Here is a 15,358-nt window from a genome sequence, read left to right as displayed (position 1 = left end):
AATAGCCCCCGTGATTGTTTCCGGCCCCGGGCAGTGTTGCCGATTTGGAAACAAAGGCTGGTCAACTGCCGGGGGCGGTGGGCGTTGCGCTTTTGCTGCGGCTTTGCTGGATCAGCTCTGCCACCAGCGCGCGGCCCTCTTCGGAAATGGCGCGGCTTTGCGGCGCGCCGTAGAGGGTGACGCTGGCCACATGGCCGCCGATCCGCGCCATGCCGCGCCAGTGGCGGGGCGACATGCCTTCGGCGGGCGCCGGCCCTTGGGCGACAAAGATCGACGCGCCCTCGACGCTACCGGCCTCTTGCAACTGGCACAGCCCTGCCGCTTCGGCCACCTGTTGCGGCGTGGGCAGGGGCGCGTCGGCTTCGGCTTCGATCAGCGCGAGCGTCAGAATGCCGCGCGGCGCGGCGCTGACCACATCAGGCAGGCCAAGCGCATCGCAACGCGCCATCAGTGCGAAGCGACGTTTGAGGCTTTTGGGGTCGATGCAATAGCCCTGAGGCGGCACCACCTGCACCGCGCCCCCAGCCAAAGCGGTTTGCAGGAGCGGTTTCTCAGGCGTGGCGGGTCTGCCGCCAAAGGAAAAACCCTGACCGCCTTCGCAGGCGGACAGGGTGAGCATTGCAAGCGCCGCGAGGGGGCTTTTAGAGGTCCATGTAATCATGGGTCTCCGCCTTGGCACCGGGATGTGTCACCGCGCCAAGGTAGGTGGGGCCGACGAGTTTCGCGTATTTCCACAGCGCACCACTTTCGTAGTTGGTGGCACGCGGGCCAGCCCAAGCTTTGCGGCGCTCGGCCAGTTCCTCGTCCGACAGATCAACGGTGATGCTGCCCTTGATGGCGTCGAGGGTGATCATGTCGCCGTTCTTCAGCAGCGCGATCGGCCCGCCATGCGCCGCTTCGGGGCCGACGTGGCCAACGCAGAAACCGCGGGTCGCGCCGGAGAAGCGGCCGTCGGTGATCAGCGCCACCTTCTTGCCCATGCCCTGACCCGAGAGCGCCGCCGTGGTCGCCAGCATCTCGCGCATGCCGGGGCCGCCCGCGGGGCCTTCGTTGCGGATCACGAAGACATCGCCTTCCTTATAGGCGCGGTTTTGCACCGCCTCGAAGGCGTCCTGCTCGCATTCGAACACCAGCGCCGGGCCGGTGAAGACGATGTCTTCCTCGGCCATGCCCGCGATTTTCACGATGGCGCCTTCGGGGGCAAGGTTGCCTTTCAGACCCACAACGCCGCCGGTCTTGCTGATCGGATTGGCGACCGAGTGGATCACCTTGCCGTCTGCTTCGCGCTCGATACGGTCGAGTTCCTCGCCGATAGAGCGGCCCGTTGCAGTCAGACAGTCGGTGTGCAGCAGACCCGCTTTGCGCAGTTCTTTCATCACCACAGGAACGCCGCCCGCGTCATAGAGGTCTTTGGCCACATAGGCACCGCCCGGTTTCATGTCGACGAAATACGGCGTGTCGCGGAAGATCTCGCAAACGTCGTCGAGGAAGAAGTCGATCCCGGCCTCATGGGCCATCGCAGGAAGGTGCAGGCCCGCGTTGGTGGAGCCACCGGTGCAGGCGACGATACGCGCCGCGTTCTCAAAGGCTTCGCGGGTGCAGATGTCGCGCGCGCGAATGTTCTTCTCGATCAGGTTCATCACCGCAGCGCCCGAGGCTTCGGCATAGGCGTCGCGGCTTTCGTAGGGCGCGGGCATGCCGGAGGAGTTCGGCAGCGCGAGGCCGATCGCCTCGGACACGCAGGCCATGGTGTTGGCGGTGAACTGGCCGCCGCAGGCCCCGGCGGAGGGGCAGGCGACGCGTTCGAGCACATCGAGCGCGGCTTGCGACATGGAGCCGTTCTGGAAGCGGCCCACGGCCTCGAACATGTCCTGCACAGTGAGATCGCGGGTGGCGAAATCTTCGGGAACGTCGGCGCCCGCAGGCGCCTTGCCCGGCAGGATCGAGCCGCCGTAGAGGAAGACCGACGGCACGTTCAGCCGCAGCATCGCCATCATCATCCCCGGCAGCGACTTGTCGCAGCCCGCCAGCCCGACGATGGCGTCATAGCAATGGCCGCGCATGGTCAGTTCCACCGTGTCGGCAATCGCCTCACGCGAGGCCAGCGAGGAGCGCATGCCCTCATGCCCCATGGCGATGCCGTCGGTGACGGTGATGGTGGTGAACTCGCGCGGGGTGCCCTGTTCGGAATGCACGCCAACCTTCACCGCCTGCGCCTGACGGTTCAGCGCGATGTTGCAGGGGGCGGCTTCGTTCCAGCAGGTGGCGACGCCCACCAGCGGCTGGTGAATCTCTTCTTCGGTCATGCCCATGGCATAGTAGTAGGACCGGTGCGGCGCGCGGGCCGGGCCTTCGGTCACATGGCGGCTGGGCAGCCGGGATTTGTCGAAGCGGGGCGTGGTGGACATCGGTGGGCTCCTTGAAACGTCGTGAATGGAATAGTCGGGCGGCGGCTATGCTGCAAGGCTTTGGCGCGTATGAGGCGGGGGAACTGTTGTATTGCAGCGTGTTAGGGCATAGGTTCTGACCTTCTGGCGCGGTCGGTTCGGCCCGCCCGCAAGCGTGAAGGCCCGGCATATGCTCTGCAAGCACCACCCCCGATTTGAACGGCGCCGCTGATGAACTGGCGGCCCGATTACAGCGCCCACGCGGCCTTTGTCGCGCCCGCGCGCAACACCTCGGCACTGTGGCGGTTTTTCTTGGGGCTGTTCGTGGCCGTGGTGGCCTATGTCGCGCTGAACGAGCTTTACTTTCAGACGGTCTATGGGCTGGCGGGATCGGCGGCCCCGTCGCTGCATGGCGATCTTCTGAAAGGGGCCACGCCGCAGGCGATGTATCTGCTGCTGTTCAGCTTTGGCACCATGGCGATGGCCGTCGCCGTGACCGTGCGGATCGTGCACCGGCGCAGCGCGGGGAGCCTTTTGGGCCTGCCGAGGCGGCTCTGGCCCAGTTTTCGCGCGGTTTCGGGGGCGATGTTGCTGCTGGGCGTCACGCTGGCGGTATTGCCGCCGTGGAGCATGGGCGGTGAGTTGACGCCGAACCTGCCCCTAAGCCGTTGGTTGCTGCTTTTGCCGCTGTCGCTGCTGGCCGTGCTGGTGCAGGTCAGCGCCGAAGAGATCGTCTTTCGCGGCTATGTGCAGCAGCAACTCGCGGCGCGGTTCAACGCGCCGCTGATCTGGATGGTGCTGCCGTCGGTGCTGTTCGCGGCGGGCCATTACCTGCCTGCCGAGGCGGGGGAGAACGCGCTGATGGTGGCGCTTTGGGCCGGGGTTTTCGGCATCCTGATGGCGGACCTTACCGCGCGCTCCGGCTCGCTTGGGCCCGCCATCGCGGTGCATCTGTGGAACAATGTCTCGGCCATTCTCATTGTCTCTCTGCCGGATGATCTTTCGGGGCTGGCGCTTTATCTCACGCCCTTTTCGATGGATGACGCGGCGGCGTTGCGCTCATGGTTGCCGGTGGACTTTGCCTTGATGCTGGTCTCATGGCTGGCGGCGCGGCTGGCGATACGCCGCTGATTGCAATTTCCCCATGCGGGGATTATCTGGGACGGAACCACAGCAGAGGCCTGCCAATGAACTGGATCACGAACTATGTCCGCCCGCGAATCAACTCGATCTTCTCGCGCCGCGAGACGCCGGACAATCTGTGGACCAAGTGCAACGAATGCGGCACCATGCTGTTTCACCGTGAGTTGGCGGACAATCTGAACGTCTGCACCAACTGCGGCCATCACATGCACATCAGCCCCCGCGCGCGCTTCAAAGCGCTGTTCGACGGTGGCATCTTTACCGAGGTGAAGGTTCCGGCGCCCACACCCGACCCGCTGCATTTCAAAGACCAGAAGCGCTATCCCGACCGGATGAAGGCCGCGCAAAAGCAGACCGGTGAGCATGAGGCGATGCTGGTCGTGACCGGCGATATTGGTCGCACGCCGATCGTCGCCTGCGCGCAGGACTTTTCCTTCATGGGTGGGTCGATGGGCATGTATGTCGGCAATGCGATCATTGCCGCCGCCGAGGAAGCCGTGAAGCTGAAGCGCCCGCTGGTGCTGTTCTCCGCCGCCGGTGGCGCGCGCATGCAGGAGGGTATCCTCAGCCTGATGCAGATGCCGCGCACCACCGTCGCCGTGCAGATGCTGAAAGAGGCGGGACTTCCTTACATCGTCGTGCTGACCCATCCCACCACCGGGGGCGTCACCGCGTCCTATGCAATGCTGGGCGATGTGCAGATCGCCGAGCCGAACGCGCTGATCTGTTTTGCCGGACCGCGCGTGATCGAACAGACCATCCGTGAGAAACTGCCCGAAGGGTTCCAGCGGGCGGAATATCTGCTCGACCACGGGATGCTCGACCGGGTGACCAAACGGACCGAGATGCGCGATGAGTTGATCACCATCACCCGCATGCTAATGGGCCTGCCCCCTGTCGTGCGCGGCGACCTGCCCGCCCCCGAAGAGCTTGAGGTGGCCGAGGCCGCCGCCGCCGTTCAGGCCGCAGCAGATCTGCCCGCCGACACGCCAGAGAAGAAATGAGCACGCCTTCATCCGACGTCATCCTTGAACGGATGATGGCGCTGCACCCCAAGATCATCGACCTGACGCTCGACCGGATGTGGCGGCTGCTCGATGCCTTGGGCAATCCGCAGAACGACCTGCCGCCGGTGATCCATATTGCGGGCACCAATGGCAAAGGCTCGACCCAAGCGATGATCCGCGCCGGGTTGGAGGCGGCGGGAAAGATGGTGCACGCCTATACCTCGCCGCATTTGGCGCGGTTTCATGAGCGCATCCGGGTCGCGGGGGCGTTGATCTCGGAGCCCGATCTCGCCGCCGTGCTGGACGAATGCCATGCCGCCAATGGCGGCGAAGAGATCACCTATTTCGAGATCACGACCTGCGCTGCGATCCTCGCCTTTTCGCGGGTGCCTGCCGATTACACGCTGCTTGAGGTGGGGCTTGGCGGACGGCTTGATGCGACGAATGTGGTCGATCCCGCCTTGAGCGTGATCACCCCGGTGTCGGTTGATCATCAGCAATATCTGGGCGAAACACTGGCTGAGATCGCGGGCGAAAAGGCGGGTATCATCAAGCGGCTTGTCCCTTGCGTGGTCGGCAAGCAGGAAGAGCCCGCGCTTGAGGTGATCGAAGACCGCGCCGCGAAACTCGGGGCACCCCTCTTGGCCTATGGTCAGCAGTGGCATGTCGCGCCCGAAGCCGGGCGCATGGTCTATCAGGATGAGCGCGGCCTGCTTGATCTGCCGCGTCCCAATCTGCCCGGCGACCACCAGATCATGAACGCCGGGGCCGCGCTGGCCGCGCTGCGCCAGCTTGGCATTGACGCAGAGGCTTGCGAGGCTGCGGTGACGCAGGCGCAGTGGCCCGCACGGATGCAGCGGCTGTCAGACGGGCCGCTTGCCCGTATGGCGCCCGACGGCGAGTTGTGGCTCGACGGCGGCCATAACCCCGCGGCGGGGGCGGCATTGGCGGCCACGCTAGCGGCACTGCCGAAACGTCCGACGCATCTGATTTGCGGCATGTTGAACACCAAGGACATTGCCGGATACCTGCGCCCGCTGGCGGCAGAGGCTGCAAGCCTCACCGCCGTGTCGATCCCGGGCGAGGCGGCGACCCTGCCTGCCGAGGCGACGGCGAAAGTGGCGCGCGATGTAGGGTTCGAGACCGCAGAGGCCGAGACCGTCACCGCGGCGCTCAAGGCGATCATCGCCCGCGAACCCCATGCGCGTGTGCTGATCTGCGGCTCGCTCTACCTTGCCGGTAGCGTGTTGCGTGAAAACGTCTAATTAACCATATTCGGGTGTGCCGCTGCTGCGAGGTGCAGATGTGGTATATCTTGGTCCACGGAAGTCTCCCCTTTCGAATTGACCGAGGTGTCCCCATGCGCAATTTCAGCCGGTCCGCGCGTCACGATCAGGACGATGCACGGAAATTTCAATTTATCTTCATGGCCGTAGGCCTCGCAATTATCGCGGGCGGCCTGTGGTGGCTTTATGAGGTCGAACGGCCTTACCACCCTTTCCTGCAGGGCAATGACCTGCATATGCAGCCGGTCAGTGATTCCTGAATGGTTGGCCGGGGGCGGTCAGCGCCCCCAGTCTTCGCCCTGCATCTCCCGCAGGCGGGAGGCTGTACGCTCGAATTCAAAGGTGCCTTCACCTTCGAGGTAGAGCATTTCCGGCGCGGCGGCGGCGGAGCAGATCAGCCGCACCTTCGCCTCGTAAAGCGCGTCGATCAGGGTGACGAAACGCTTCGCCTCGTTAAAATTCGACCGGCCAAGGGTGGGGATGTTGTCTAGCAGCAGCACGCGCACCGCCTGCGCCAGCGCGAGGTAATCCGCCGCGCCCAAAGGTTGGCCGCAGAGGGCGTGAAAACCGGCGCGGGCCATGCCGTTGTGATATTGCGGAATGGTCACTTCGCGGCCCTTGACGTGTAAAGTCAGCGGTTCGCCCTCGGCCCCTGCAAGATCGTCCCAGACCGCGTCCATCGCGGCGCGGCTTTCGGCGTTGACGGGGGTGAAATAGACCTGTGACCCTGCCAGCCGGTCTTGGCGGTAGTCGGTCGGGCTGGCCAATTCATGGACCACCATCCGCTCTTTGATGAGGTCGATGAAGGGCACGAAAACCTCGCGGTTGATGCCGTTTTTGTAGAGGTCATCAGGCAGGCGGTTCGAGGTGGTGACCACCACGACACCCGCGGCGAAGAGCGCTTCGAACAGGCGGCCTACGATCATCGCGTCGGTGATGTCGGTGATCTGCATCTCGTCGAAAGCGAGCAGGCGGACGCTTTCCGCCACGTCCCGGGCCACGGGCGCAATGGCGTCATCCACGCCGGTCTTGCGGACCTCATGCATGGCGTTGTGGATTTCCTGCATGAAGGCGTGGAAATGCACGCGCCGCGCAGGCACGTCTGGCAGATGCGCCACGAACATGTCCATCAGCATGGATTTGCCGCGCCCGACACCGCCCCAAAGATAAAGCCCCTTGGGCGGCTCTGGGGCTTTGCGGAAAAAGCTTTTCTTCGGCGGGTTGGCCAGCGCATCGCGGATGCGGTCGAACTCGGCCATGACGGTTTCTTGGGCCGGGTCGGCCTGTAGTTTGCCCTCGGCGACAAGCCGGGCGTAGGTTTCGCGCATGTTGCTCATGGCGGGAGAGATAGCGTGCTGGTGGGGGAGAGGAAAGGTGGTCTTGTGAGAGTGCCAGCGCCTGCCCGCGGGTCGGCGATCAGACGGTATGGCGTTGCCGCTTTATGGCTCAACCATGGTGCGCGTTCGCAAGTTCGTACCCAGCCTCGCCCAATCGCCTACCCGGGGGGCGGGCAGGCGATGGCCCGGCGCCTACGGCTTGATTCCGGGCCAGGTGGCAGTCGCGACTGTTACCAGTCCGCCGGCCCCTTCTCGGCAAACTCATGCACCAGAAAGTCGATGAACGCCCGCACTTTGGGCTGGGTGAACCGGCCCGGCGGATAGACGGCATAGATGCCCTGCGTCTCCAGCGGCAGATCGGGGATCGCGTCCTCGACCAGACCTTTCTCCATCGCCTCGGCGTAGAGGAAGCTTGGCAGATAGGCGATGCCCAGCCCCGAGATCGCGGCGTTCAAAAGGCTCTGCCCGTCATTGACCGAAAGCCAACCGGCGGTGCGCACCTGCCGTTTCTCGCCCGAGGGGGCGGTCAGTTTCCACACGTTGCCTGACGACTGGTTCGAGTAATGCAGCAGCTTGTGATTGTTCAGGTCGTCGATCTTTTCCGGCCGCCCGTATTGCTCGAAATACTTCGGGCTGGCGATCATGCGTTTGGTGGTCTCGGTCAATTTGCGCGCGCGCAGGGTGCTGTCTTCCAGCTCCCCGATCCGCACGGCCATGTCGAAGCCTTCCGAGATCAGCTCGACGTAGCGGTTGTTTAGCACCATGTTCACGGTGATATCGGGAAAATCCTGCAAGAACTCCGACAGGGCGGGCGAGAGATGGTTCACCCCAAAGTCCGTCGCGACCGAGATCCGCAGCAGCCCCGAAGGCGCCGATTGCATCGAGGTGACCAAGGCATCGGCCTCGCCCGCGTCGTTCAGCACCCGGCGGGCGCGGTCGTAGTAAGCAAGGCCAATCTCGGTGGGCGAGACGCGGCGGGTGGTGCGGTTCAGCAATCTTGCGCCCAAGCGCGCCTCAAGCGAGGAGACATGCTTTGAAACGGCGGATTTCGAGATCCCCATCTTCTTGGCAGCATCTGTAAAGCCGCCTTGATCCACCACAGTGGCAAACGCTTCCATTTCCGTAAGGCGGTCCATTGCCTGTCCCTTCGCATTGATCTTGTTGCGGTCAGGTATGGGCGGCAATTCGGGCAGGATCGGGGCGGAGGCAAGACAGTCCCGTGGTCTTTGCGGGGATCGTTCATGGCATGGAAACGGCAGAACAATCCGTTTCCCCGCCTGTCACAGCCAGCGCAGCCATTTCAGCACGGCCAGCATGATGGCGGCAAGGCCGACCATGGCAAGGCAAAGGATCGCGAAGGCATGCGGATCGTCCACGCCCGGCATCCCTCCCACGTTCACGCCGAAAAGTCCCGTCAGGAACCCTAGCGGCAAGAAGACCGCGGCGGCGATGGAGAGCATGTAGCTGTGCCGCGCCTGTCGTTGCGCGACCTGGTTGTCGTGTTCATCCTGCACCGTGACGATGCGTTCCTGCAGCGCGTCCAATTCCTCGACCACGATGGCGGTGCGGTTGGCCAGTTCGCGCAGCTTCATCGCGTCCACGTCCGGCACCAGCGGCAGGTCCAGTGTGGCCAGCCGCTCCAGCGCGTGGCGCTGCGGGGCAAGGTAGCGCTCCAGTCGGATCGCGCTGCGGCGGGTCACCGGCAGTTCCTTCGGCGGCGGTGTGCTGTGGTCCTCCAGATCGGCCTCGTAGAAGGCCGTCCGATCCGCCAGCCGCGCCACTTCGACCTGCACCCGCGCGGTCAGCCGAGACACCAGCGCCTCGACAAAGGCCGAAGGCCGGGGTGGCGCGTTGTTCTCGGCAGCCAGCGCGCGCAGCTCATCTATGGCAAAGACCCGGCGCATCCGCACGGTGATTACCACCGCATCCGTCACCCACATCCGGACCGAGACCATCTGGTCGGCCTGCTGACCCTCGTTGAGGTTGATGCCCCGCAAGTTCAGGATCAGCCCGTCGTCATATTCGTCACAGCGCGGGCGGGTTTCGGGCTGTAGCAACGCACCCGCCGGGATCTCGGGCAGATGTTCGGCCAGCCACGGTGCCAGCGCAGGATCGGCCATGTCGTAGTGCCACCAGCGGTAGCGCCCCGGCCCGGTGAGGTTGTCGTCGGAGGGCACCTGCGCGGTGCCGTCCTCATAGATGTCGAAGACGCAAAGGGGCATGAAAACCTTGGATCGTTTTGGCAATCCTGCGGCGATCTAGGGCGGGGCGCAAGGGGGCCAAGCGCCCGCCCCTCGCTTACAGCCCGGCGGCCAGTCTGGTGCCTTGGTTGATAGCGCGTTTCGCGTCCAGTTCCGCCGCCACATCCGCGCCGCCGATCACATGGCAGGTCTGTCCCCGCGCCTCCAGTGCGTCAGCGAGGCTGCGCTCGGACAATTGCCCGGCGCAGAGCACGATGGTGTCGGCCTCGATCAGCGTCGGGTTCTCGCGCGCTTCGCCAAAAGAGATATGCAGGCCCGCATCGTCGATCTGCTCGTAATTCACGCCCGCGATCATCTTCACGTCGCGCATGGTGAGCGAAGCGCGGTGAATCCAGCCCGTGGTCTTGCCCAAACCCTTGCCGGGCTTGCTGGTTTTGCGTTGCAGCATGGTGATCTGGCGCGCGGGCGCCGGGGGCTGCGGGCCTTCGGGGGCGAGGCCGCTGCGGTGTTCGCCCGGATCCGTGACGCCCCATTCGCGCATCCATTCGGGCAGGTTCATTGTGCTGCTCTCGCCATCGTGGACCAGATGTTCCGACACGTCGAAGCCGATCCCGCCCGCACCGATCACCGCGACCCGCTGGCCGACCTTCGCAGTGCCGTTCAGCACGTCGATGTAGCTCACTACGTTGTCGCGGTTCTGGCCGGGAATCTCCGGGTCGCGCGGCACGACGCCGGTGGCGATGATGACCTCGTCGAAGCCTGAGAGCGCCTCGCTCGTGGCTTCGGTCTCAAGCTGCACGGTCACGCCGTGCACGTCCAGCATGGTGCGGTACCAATCGACGAGGCCCCAGAACTCCTCCTTCCCCGCGACTTGTTTGGCGAGGTTGAGTTGCCCGCCGATTTCGGGGGCGCGGTCCATGAGCGTCACCTTGTGGCCCCGCTCCGCCGCCGTGATGGCCGCCGAGAGACCGGCGGGCCCCGCGCCGACAACGGCAATTGTTTTTGGGCTTGCGGCGGGGTCGATACGCAATTCCGTCTCGTAGCAAGCGCGCGGGTTCACGAGGCAGGTGGAGATCTTGCCGCCGAAAGTATGGTCGAGGCAGGCTTGGTTGCAGGCGATGCAGGGGGCGATCTGGTCGGCCTGACCGGCCTTCGCCTTGGCGAGGAAATCGGCATCGGCCAGCATCGGGCGAGCGAGGCTCACCATGTCGGCGCAGCCCGTCGCAAGCACCTCCTCGGCAACCTCGGGCGTGTTGATCCGGTTCGAGGTGATAAGCGGGATGCCCACCTTGCCCATCAGCTTTTTCGTGACCCATGCAAAGGCCGCGCGTGGCACCGAGGTGGCGATCGTGGGGATGCGCGCCTCGTGCCAGCCGATGCCGGTGTTGATGATGTTGGCGCCCGCCTTCTCGACCTCCTGCGCCAATTGCACGACCTCTTCGAAGGTCGATCCGTTGGGGATGAGGTCGATCATCGACAGGCGGTAGATCAGGATGAAATCCTTGCCCACCGTCTCGCGCACGCGGCGCACGACTTCCAGCGGCAGGCGCATCCGGTTCTCGTAGGAACCGCCCCAGCGGTCTTCGCGCTTGTTGGTATGGGTGACGAGGAACTGGTTCAGGAAATAGCCCTCGGAGCCCATGATCTCGACCCCGTCATAGCCGGCCTCGCGGGCGCGCAGGGCGCAGGCGGCGATGTCGCTGATCTGTTTCTCGATGCCTTCCTCGTCCAACGCCTTGGGCGCGAACATCGAGATCGGGGATTTCACTGCGCTCGGGGCCACGCATTCAGGCGTGAAGGCATAGCGGCCCGCGTGCAGGATCTGCATGGCGATCTTGCCGCCCGCCTCATGCACCCGCTGGGTGATGATGCTGTGGTTGTCCACGTCCTTCTGGCTGACCATCATCGCCGCGCCATGGGCCACCGCGCCTTCGCGGTTCGGCCCGATGCCGCCCGTGACCATCAGCCCCACATCGCCCCGCGCCCGTGCCGCATAGAACTCCGCCACGCGGTTCCAGTCGCCGGTTTCCTCTAGCCCGGTGTGCATCGACCCCATCAGCAAACGGTTCTTCAGCGTGGTAAAACCAAGGTCGAGCGGGGCAAGCAGGTGGGGATAGTCGGACATGGCTTTACCTTTCTGGGTGGGCTGGGTCACTGTGACACCATCGGAAACGGCAGGGCAAGTCACGCGAAACGCCGCGTCATCTGCCCGGCTCACGGCAGGTCAAGACGGGGTGCGGGATGGCGCGGGCAGAGGTGGCGTTGCGTGATGCGGCGATGGCGGATCATGACGCTTTGGGGCGGGTGATGTTCGACGCGATCCACCATGGCGCAAGCGCCTATAGCGCGGCGGAGCGTGCCGCGTGGCTCCCCGCTCCACCACGGGGGCCGCAGTGGACGGCCAAATTGGGCGGGCAGCAGGTGGTGCTGGCCGAACGGGCGGGGCAGGTGATCGGTTTCATGACGTGGGAGCGGGGCTATATCGATCTGGCCTTCATCGCCGCGGCGGCGCAGGGGCAGGGTGTCTTTCGCGCGCTTTATGGGCGGGTCGAACAGGCAGCGGTCGCCGCAGGCGAGAGCCGGTTGCACACCCATGCCAGCGTGATGGCGCGGGCCGCCTTTGAGGCTATGGGCTTTCGTGTTATCGCGGCAGAGCGCGTCGCACGGTCGGGTGAATATCTGGACCGCTTTGAAATGGAGAAGATACTGACATGACCCCCGAAGAGATTGCCAAACTGCCCTACCGCCCTTGCGTCGGCGTGATGCTGGTGAATGCCGAGGGCGAGGTCTTTGTCGGCCAGCGGCGCGACCGGGATCAGGACGCTTGGCAGATGCCCCAAGGCGGGGTCGACAAGGGCGAGGCTGCGCGCGATGCGGCCCTGCGCGAGTTGGAGGAAGAGACCGGCATCCCCCGCGATCTGGTGCGGATCGAAGCCGAGACTTCCCGTTGGCTGCCCTATGATTTGCCCCATGAACTGGTGCCCAACATCTGGAAGGGCCGCTACCGGGGGCAGGAACAGAAATGGTTCCTCATGCGTTTTCTGGGGCAGGACGATCAGGTCAACATCCAGACGGCTGAGCCTGAATTCTCGGAATGGCGCTGGATGCCCGCAGATCAACTGGTCGCGAATATCGTGCCGTTCAAACGTGCGGTCTATGCGGCGGTTCTTGAAGAGTTTGAGGAGAAGTTATGACACGGATCATCGCCTGCGCCCTCGCCACTTTGGCCCCGCTGCCCGCGCTTGCGCTCAGTTGCCTGCCCCATTCGGTCGAGGCGACCTATCAACGCGCGGCCAAAGCCGAGGAAAGCTATGTCGTGGTGCAGGGGCGTCTGACCTTGGATGCCAGCGCCCTGCCGAAGGGTGGCACCATCGGGATCAACCCGCCCGAAAAGACGCCGATCCGGGCGCAGATCAGCGGCAAGGCGCTATCCGAAGGAGGCTTTGACGTGCCCTTTGACCAGCCCTTGATGCTCAACGTTCAGTGTTTCGGCCCTTGGTGCGGCTCTGCCGAAGAGGGGGATGTTCTGGCCTTTCTCGAACGCAAACCGGACGGGGCCTATGCGCTGGAAAGCAACCCCTGCGGGGGCGATCTTTTCGGCTCTCCGAAGCCTGCCATGGTGGATAAGGTGATCGCCTGTTTCCAAGGGGCGGAGTGCACGCCGGTTCGGTGATCCGGCGGCAGTCTTATGCCTCGATAAGCGGCACTTGCGGTGCGGCATCGCGGGGCAGCAGCCCTGTGAGACGCGGATCATCGTCGATCTCGACCTGACGGCGCACTGGGATGAAACCTGACCGCACATAAAAGCCAAGCGCCTGTGGGCTGTCGTTGGTGCAGGTATGCAGGTGCAGCCGGTTGATTGGCTTTTCCCATGCCAGCGTGATCGCTTGGTTCATCAGATACCGCCCCGAACCGCTGCCGATCAGCGCAGAGGTCAGCCCGAAATAGGCCAGCTCGCAGCTGCCATCTTCGGGGAAGTTCAACTCAAGCAGCGCCTCGTCCTTGCCATCGCGGGTCAGCGTATAAAAGTCCCGCGCCGGGTCTTGCAGCAGCGCGGAGAGGGCCGCGTCATCCAGTTTGAGCCGCCCGTACCAGAGCCAATCCATCCCGACACGCCGGAAAATGTCCCGAAACCAGTCGGGCGTCGGTGTGACCTTCCGAAAGGTGACACCCTCGGGCAGGGGCACCTCCCGCAGGCTGGGTTTGGCGTCCATCTCAAGATGGGTCACCACCACGGCGAGTTTGCCGGGCGGGACATCGTGAAAACCGTTCTCGATCATGGTCAGACCAGCCCTTCGGCCTTGAACAGGGCCATGATGTCAGTCTGGGGGCGGGGGCCGATGTGGCGGATCACTTCGCCCGCGCAGATGTTGCCCATGCGGCCACAGGTCTCAAGATCGCGGCCCGTGGCAAGACCATAGAGGAAGCCCGCCGCGAATTGATCGCCCGCGCCCGTGGCATCCACCGGCACGACCTTTTCGACCGGCACGTCGATCCGTTCCGCGCCTCGGACCAGCGTGACCCCATCGCCTGAACGGGTGCAGACCACCAGCGGGCAAATCTCGGCGGTTTTGGCCAGTGCGGCTTCGGTGTCGTCGGTTTCCCAAAGGGCGCGAATCTCGGCCTCATTGCCGATGACATAGCCCAGATCGTTTTCGATCAGCGCGAGGAAGTCGTCGCGGTGGCGCTCCACGCAGAAGGGGTCGGAGATGGCGATGCCCGCCATGCCGCCGCCCGCCGTCGCGGCCCGCGCGGCCTCGCGAAAGGCGGTTTTGCCCGCCTCGTGGTCAAAGAGGTAGCCTTCGAGGAACATCAGCTTGGCCTTCTCCGTCACCGCCTGCGGCACATCGGCCGAGGTCAGCCCGGTTGAGATGCCGAGGTAGGTGTTCAGCGACCGCTCCCCATCGGGGGTGACGAAGATCATGCAACGCGAGGTTGGGTTCTCGCCCTCGGCCACGGGGGCGTTGACGAAATCGATCCCGATATCGGTCATCGCCTTGGCATAGAACTGGCCCAGCTCATCATCGCGCACCCGCCCGATAAAAGCGGTCTTGAGGCCCAGCGCGCCCGCGCCCGCGACGGTATTGGCGACCGAGCCGCCCGGCGTCTGCACCCGGTCTTGCATCGCGGCATAGAGGTCTTCGGCGCGGTCACGCTCGATCAACTGCATGATGCCTTTCTCGATGCCGTTGTCGGCAAGGAAATTGTCATCGGCATGGGAGATCACGTCGACGACGGCGTTGCCGATGCCAACCACTTCGTATTGGGTCATTCTGTCTTGTCCTCGTATTGGCACAGGTCACGGATGATGCAGGTGCGGCACAGGGGTTTGCGGGCTTTACAGTGATAGCGGCCATGCAGGATCAGCCAGTGATGGGCATGGCGCTGGAAATCGGCGGGAATGTTGTCTTCAATGGCGCGCTCGACCGCGTCGACCGTCTTGCCCGGTGCGATCCCGGTGCGGTTGCCAACGCGGAAGATATGCGTGTCCACCGCCTGCGCGGGCTGGCCCCACCACATATTGAGCACGACATTCGCAGTCTTGCGCCCCACCCCCGGCAGCGATTGCAGCGCAGCGCGGGAGTTCGGCACCTCGCCGTCGTAATCGTCGACGAGGATTTGGCTGAGCTTGATGACGTTCTTGGCCTTCTGACGGTAGAGGCCGATGGTCTTGATATGTTCAATTAGCCCCTCAAGCCCGAGATCGAGCATTTTTTGCGGCGTGTCGGCAATCTTGAACAACTCGCGCGTGGCTTTGTTGACGCCCGCATCGGTCGATTGCGCGCTCAGCGCGACCGCCACGACGAGCGTATAGACGTTCACATGTTCCAACTCGCCCTCGGGCTCAGGCTCTGCCTGTTGGAAACGTGCGAAAATCTCGCGGATGGTATGATAATCAAGTTGGCGCGCCATGGCTCCGGGTATGCGATGAATGGCGCGGCAGGGCAAGCGGGGGCGGGTTGCGATACATTGGCGCAAGAAACGGGTCGCACGGGG

Annotated in this window: 16 protein-coding genes; 7 read left to right on the top strand and 9 right to left on the bottom strand. The window is 64.3% G+C overall.

Translation table 11 applies throughout. From position 1 onward, the window contains the following. Positions 1 to 61 precede the first annotated feature (61 nt). Both ACGYLA_RS00960 and ilvD read right to left on the bottom strand, forming a co-directional pair. A complete protein-coding gene (locus tag ACGYLA_RS00960; protein ID WP_394429588.1) occupies positions 62 to 661 on the bottom strand; it encodes a hypothetical protein in 600 nt (199 codons plus the stop codon). Then, the gene (gene ilvD / locus ACGYLA_RS00955; protein ID WP_394429586.1) at positions 642 to 2,408 is read right to left on the bottom strand and encodes a dihydroxy-acid dehydratase; all 1,767 of its coding nucleotides are present in this window, start codon (positions 2,406 to 2,408) and stop codon (positions 642 to 644) included. The genes ACGYLA_RS00960 and ilvD overlap by 20 nt, the downstream gene beginning before the upstream one ends. A gap of 210 nt (positions 2,409 to 2,618) precedes the next feature. Here ilvD and ACGYLA_RS00950 point away from each other — a divergent pair, with 210 nt between their 5' ends. The 4 genes from ACGYLA_RS00950 (at position 2,619) to ACGYLA_RS00935 (ending at position 6,083) form a co-directional block, all read left to right on the top strand. After that, positions 2,619 to 3,518: a CPBP family intramembrane glutamic endopeptidase gene (locus ACGYLA_RS00950; RefSeq protein ID WP_394429584.1), complete on the top strand. Its 900-nt coding sequence runs from the start codon at positions 2,619 to 2,621 to the stop codon at positions 3,516 to 3,518. A 56-nt stretch (positions 3,519 to 3,574) separates the two neighbouring features. Then, a complete protein-coding gene (accD, locus tag ACGYLA_RS00945) occupies positions 3,575 to 4,534 on the top strand; it encodes an acetyl-CoA carboxylase, carboxyltransferase subunit beta (RefSeq protein WP_271692530.1) in 960 nt (319 codons plus the stop codon). After that, positions 4,531 to 5,802, top strand: coding sequence for a bifunctional folylpolyglutamate synthase/dihydrofolate synthase (locus ACGYLA_RS00940; RefSeq protein ID WP_394429581.1), 1,272 nt, complete (start codon positions 4,531 to 4,533; stop codon positions 5,800 to 5,802). The genes accD and ACGYLA_RS00940 overlap by 4 nt, the downstream gene beginning before the upstream one ends. A 95-nt stretch (positions 5,803 to 5,897) precedes the next feature. After that, a complete protein-coding gene (locus ACGYLA_RS00935; protein WP_271688452.1) occupies positions 5,898 to 6,083 on the top strand; it encodes a hypothetical protein in 186 nt (61 codons plus the stop codon). Between the two features lie 18 nt (positions 6,084 to 6,101). Here the strand turns inward: ACGYLA_RS00935 and zapE are convergent, their stop codons facing one another. From zapE to ACGYLA_RS00915, 4 genes are all read right to left on the bottom strand, one after another. Then, positions 6,102 to 7,160 carry a cell division protein ZapE gene (gene zapE, locus ACGYLA_RS00930; RefSeq protein WP_067261145.1) on the bottom strand — a complete coding sequence of 353 codons (1,059 nt, stop codon included), beginning with the start codon at positions 7,158 to 7,160 and terminating at the stop codon, positions 6,102 to 6,104. 230 nt (positions 7,161 to 7,390) lie between these two features. Beyond that, positions 7,391 to 8,296, bottom strand: coding sequence for a LysR family transcriptional regulator (locus tag ACGYLA_RS00925; protein ID WP_067261147.1), 906 nt, complete (start codon positions 8,294 to 8,296; stop codon positions 7,391 to 7,393). Between the two features lie 144 nt (positions 8,297 to 8,440). Continuing rightward, on the bottom strand, positions 8,441 to 9,382 hold the full coding sequence (locus ACGYLA_RS00920) for a zinc transporter ZntB (RefSeq protein ID WP_322328812.1): 942 nt from the start codon (positions 9,380 to 9,382) through the stop codon (positions 8,441 to 8,443). Positions 9,383 to 9,458: 76 nt separating this feature from the next. Beyond that, the gene (locus tag ACGYLA_RS00915; protein ID WP_394429578.1) at positions 9,459 to 11,486 is read right to left on the bottom strand and encodes an FAD-dependent oxidoreductase; all 2,028 of its coding nucleotides are present in this window, start codon (positions 11,484 to 11,486) and stop codon (positions 9,459 to 9,461) included. A gap of 116 nt (positions 11,487 to 11,602) precedes the next feature. Between ACGYLA_RS00915 and ACGYLA_RS00910 the strand changes: the two genes are divergently transcribed. From ACGYLA_RS00910 to ACGYLA_RS00900, 3 genes are read left to right on the top strand one after another with little or no spacing between them, the layout of a single operon-like run. Then, positions 11,603 to 12,076, top strand: coding sequence for a GNAT family N-acetyltransferase (locus ACGYLA_RS00910; protein WP_394429576.1), 474 nt, complete (start codon positions 11,603 to 11,605; stop codon positions 12,074 to 12,076). After that, on the top strand, positions 12,073 to 12,555 hold the full coding sequence (locus ACGYLA_RS00905; RefSeq protein WP_394429574.1) for an RNA pyrophosphohydrolase: 483 nt from the start codon (positions 12,073 to 12,075) through the stop codon (positions 12,553 to 12,555). The genes ACGYLA_RS00910 and ACGYLA_RS00905 overlap by 4 nt, the downstream gene beginning before the upstream one ends. Further along, on the top strand, positions 12,552 to 13,034 hold the full coding sequence (locus ACGYLA_RS00900) for a hypothetical protein (RefSeq protein ID WP_394429572.1): 483 nt from the start codon (positions 12,552 to 12,554) through the stop codon (positions 13,032 to 13,034). Before ACGYLA_RS00905 ends, ACGYLA_RS00900 begins: the two co-directional genes overlap by 4 nt. Positions 13,035 to 13,047: 13 nt before the next feature. Here ACGYLA_RS00900 and ACGYLA_RS00895 read toward each other — a convergent pair whose 3' ends face one another. The 3 genes from ACGYLA_RS00895 to nth are packed head-to-tail and all read right to left on the bottom strand — an operon-like array spanning position 13,048 to position 15,274. Next, positions 13,048 to 13,641 (bottom strand): GNAT family N-acetyltransferase, encoded by a 594-nt coding sequence (locus ACGYLA_RS00895; protein ID WP_394429570.1) that lies wholly within the window; start codon positions 13,639 to 13,641, stop codon positions 13,048 to 13,050. 2 nt (positions 13,642 to 13,643) lie between these two features. Then, complete coding sequence (locus tag ACGYLA_RS00890) at positions 13,644 to 14,633, bottom strand: adenosine kinase (protein WP_394429568.1); 990 nt, start codon at positions 14,631 to 14,633, stop codon at positions 13,644 to 13,646. Next, positions 14,630 to 15,274, bottom strand: a complete 645-nt coding sequence (gene nth, locus ACGYLA_RS00885) for an endonuclease III (protein WP_394429566.1) — start codon at positions 15,272 to 15,274, stop codon at positions 14,630 to 14,632. Before nth ends, ACGYLA_RS00890 begins: the two co-directional genes overlap by 4 nt. Positions 15,275 to 15,358: the final 84 nt, after the last annotated feature.

The organism is Sulfitobacter sp. 1A13679, assembly GCF_043557115.1.
Lineage (GTDB): Bacteria > Pseudomonadota > Alphaproteobacteria > Rhodobacterales > Rhodobacteraceae > Sulfitobacter > Sulfitobacter faviae.
The sequence above is the reverse complement of the archived record's forward strand: the minus strand, read 5'-3'. Positions and strand labels throughout refer to the sequence as shown.

Coding starts and splice junctions, on each gene's coding strand:
- ACGYLA_RS00960 (WP_394429588.1), bottom strand. CDS start 661: ATGATTACATGGACCTCTAAAAGCCCCCTCGCGGCGCTTGCAATGCTC.
- ilvD (WP_394429586.1), bottom strand. CDS start 2,408: ATGTCCACCACGCCCCGCTTCGACAAATCCCGGCTGCCCAGCCGCCAT.
- ACGYLA_RS00950 (WP_394429584.1), top strand. CDS start 2,619: ATGAACTGGCGGCCCGATTACAGCGCCCACGCGGCCTTTGTCGCGCCC.
- accD (WP_271692530.1), top strand. CDS start 3,575: ATGAACTGGATCACGAACTATGTCCGCCCGCGAATCAACTCGATCTTC.
- ACGYLA_RS00940 (WP_394429581.1), top strand. CDS start 4,531: ATGAGCACGCCTTCATCCGACGTCATCCTTGAACGGATGATGGCGCTG.
- ACGYLA_RS00935 (WP_271688452.1), top strand. CDS start 5,898: ATGCGCAATTTCAGCCGGTCCGCGCGTCACGATCAGGACGATGCACGG.
- zapE (WP_067261145.1), bottom strand. CDS start 7,160: ATGAGCAACATGCGCGAAACCTACGCCCGGCTTGTCGCCGAGGGCAAA.
- ACGYLA_RS00925 (WP_067261147.1), bottom strand. CDS start 8,296: ATGGACCGCCTTACGGAAATGGAAGCGTTTGCCACTGTGGTGGATCAA.
- ACGYLA_RS00920 (WP_322328812.1), bottom strand. CDS start 9,382: ATGCCCCTTTGCGTCTTCGACATCTATGAGGACGGCACCGCGCAGGTG.
- ACGYLA_RS00915 (WP_394429578.1), bottom strand. CDS start 11,486: ATGTCCGACTATCCCCACCTGCTTGCCCCGCTCGACCTTGGTTTTACC.
- ACGYLA_RS00910 (WP_394429576.1), top strand. CDS start 11,603: ATGGCGCGGGCAGAGGTGGCGTTGCGTGATGCGGCGATGGCGGATCAT.
- ACGYLA_RS00905 (WP_394429574.1), top strand. CDS start 12,073: ATGACCCCCGAAGAGATTGCCAAACTGCCCTACCGCCCTTGCGTCGGC.
- ACGYLA_RS00900 (WP_394429572.1), top strand. CDS start 12,552: ATGACACGGATCATCGCCTGCGCCCTCGCCACTTTGGCCCCGCTGCCC.
- ACGYLA_RS00895 (WP_394429570.1), bottom strand. CDS start 13,641: ATGATCGAGAACGGTTTTCACGATGTCCCGCCCGGCAAACTCGCCGTG.
- ACGYLA_RS00890 (WP_394429568.1), bottom strand. CDS start 14,633: ATGACCCAATACGAAGTGGTTGGCATCGGCAACGCCGTCGTCGACGTG.
- nth (WP_394429566.1), bottom strand. CDS start 15,274: ATGGCGCGCCAACTTGATTATCATACCATCCGCGAGATTTTCGCACGT.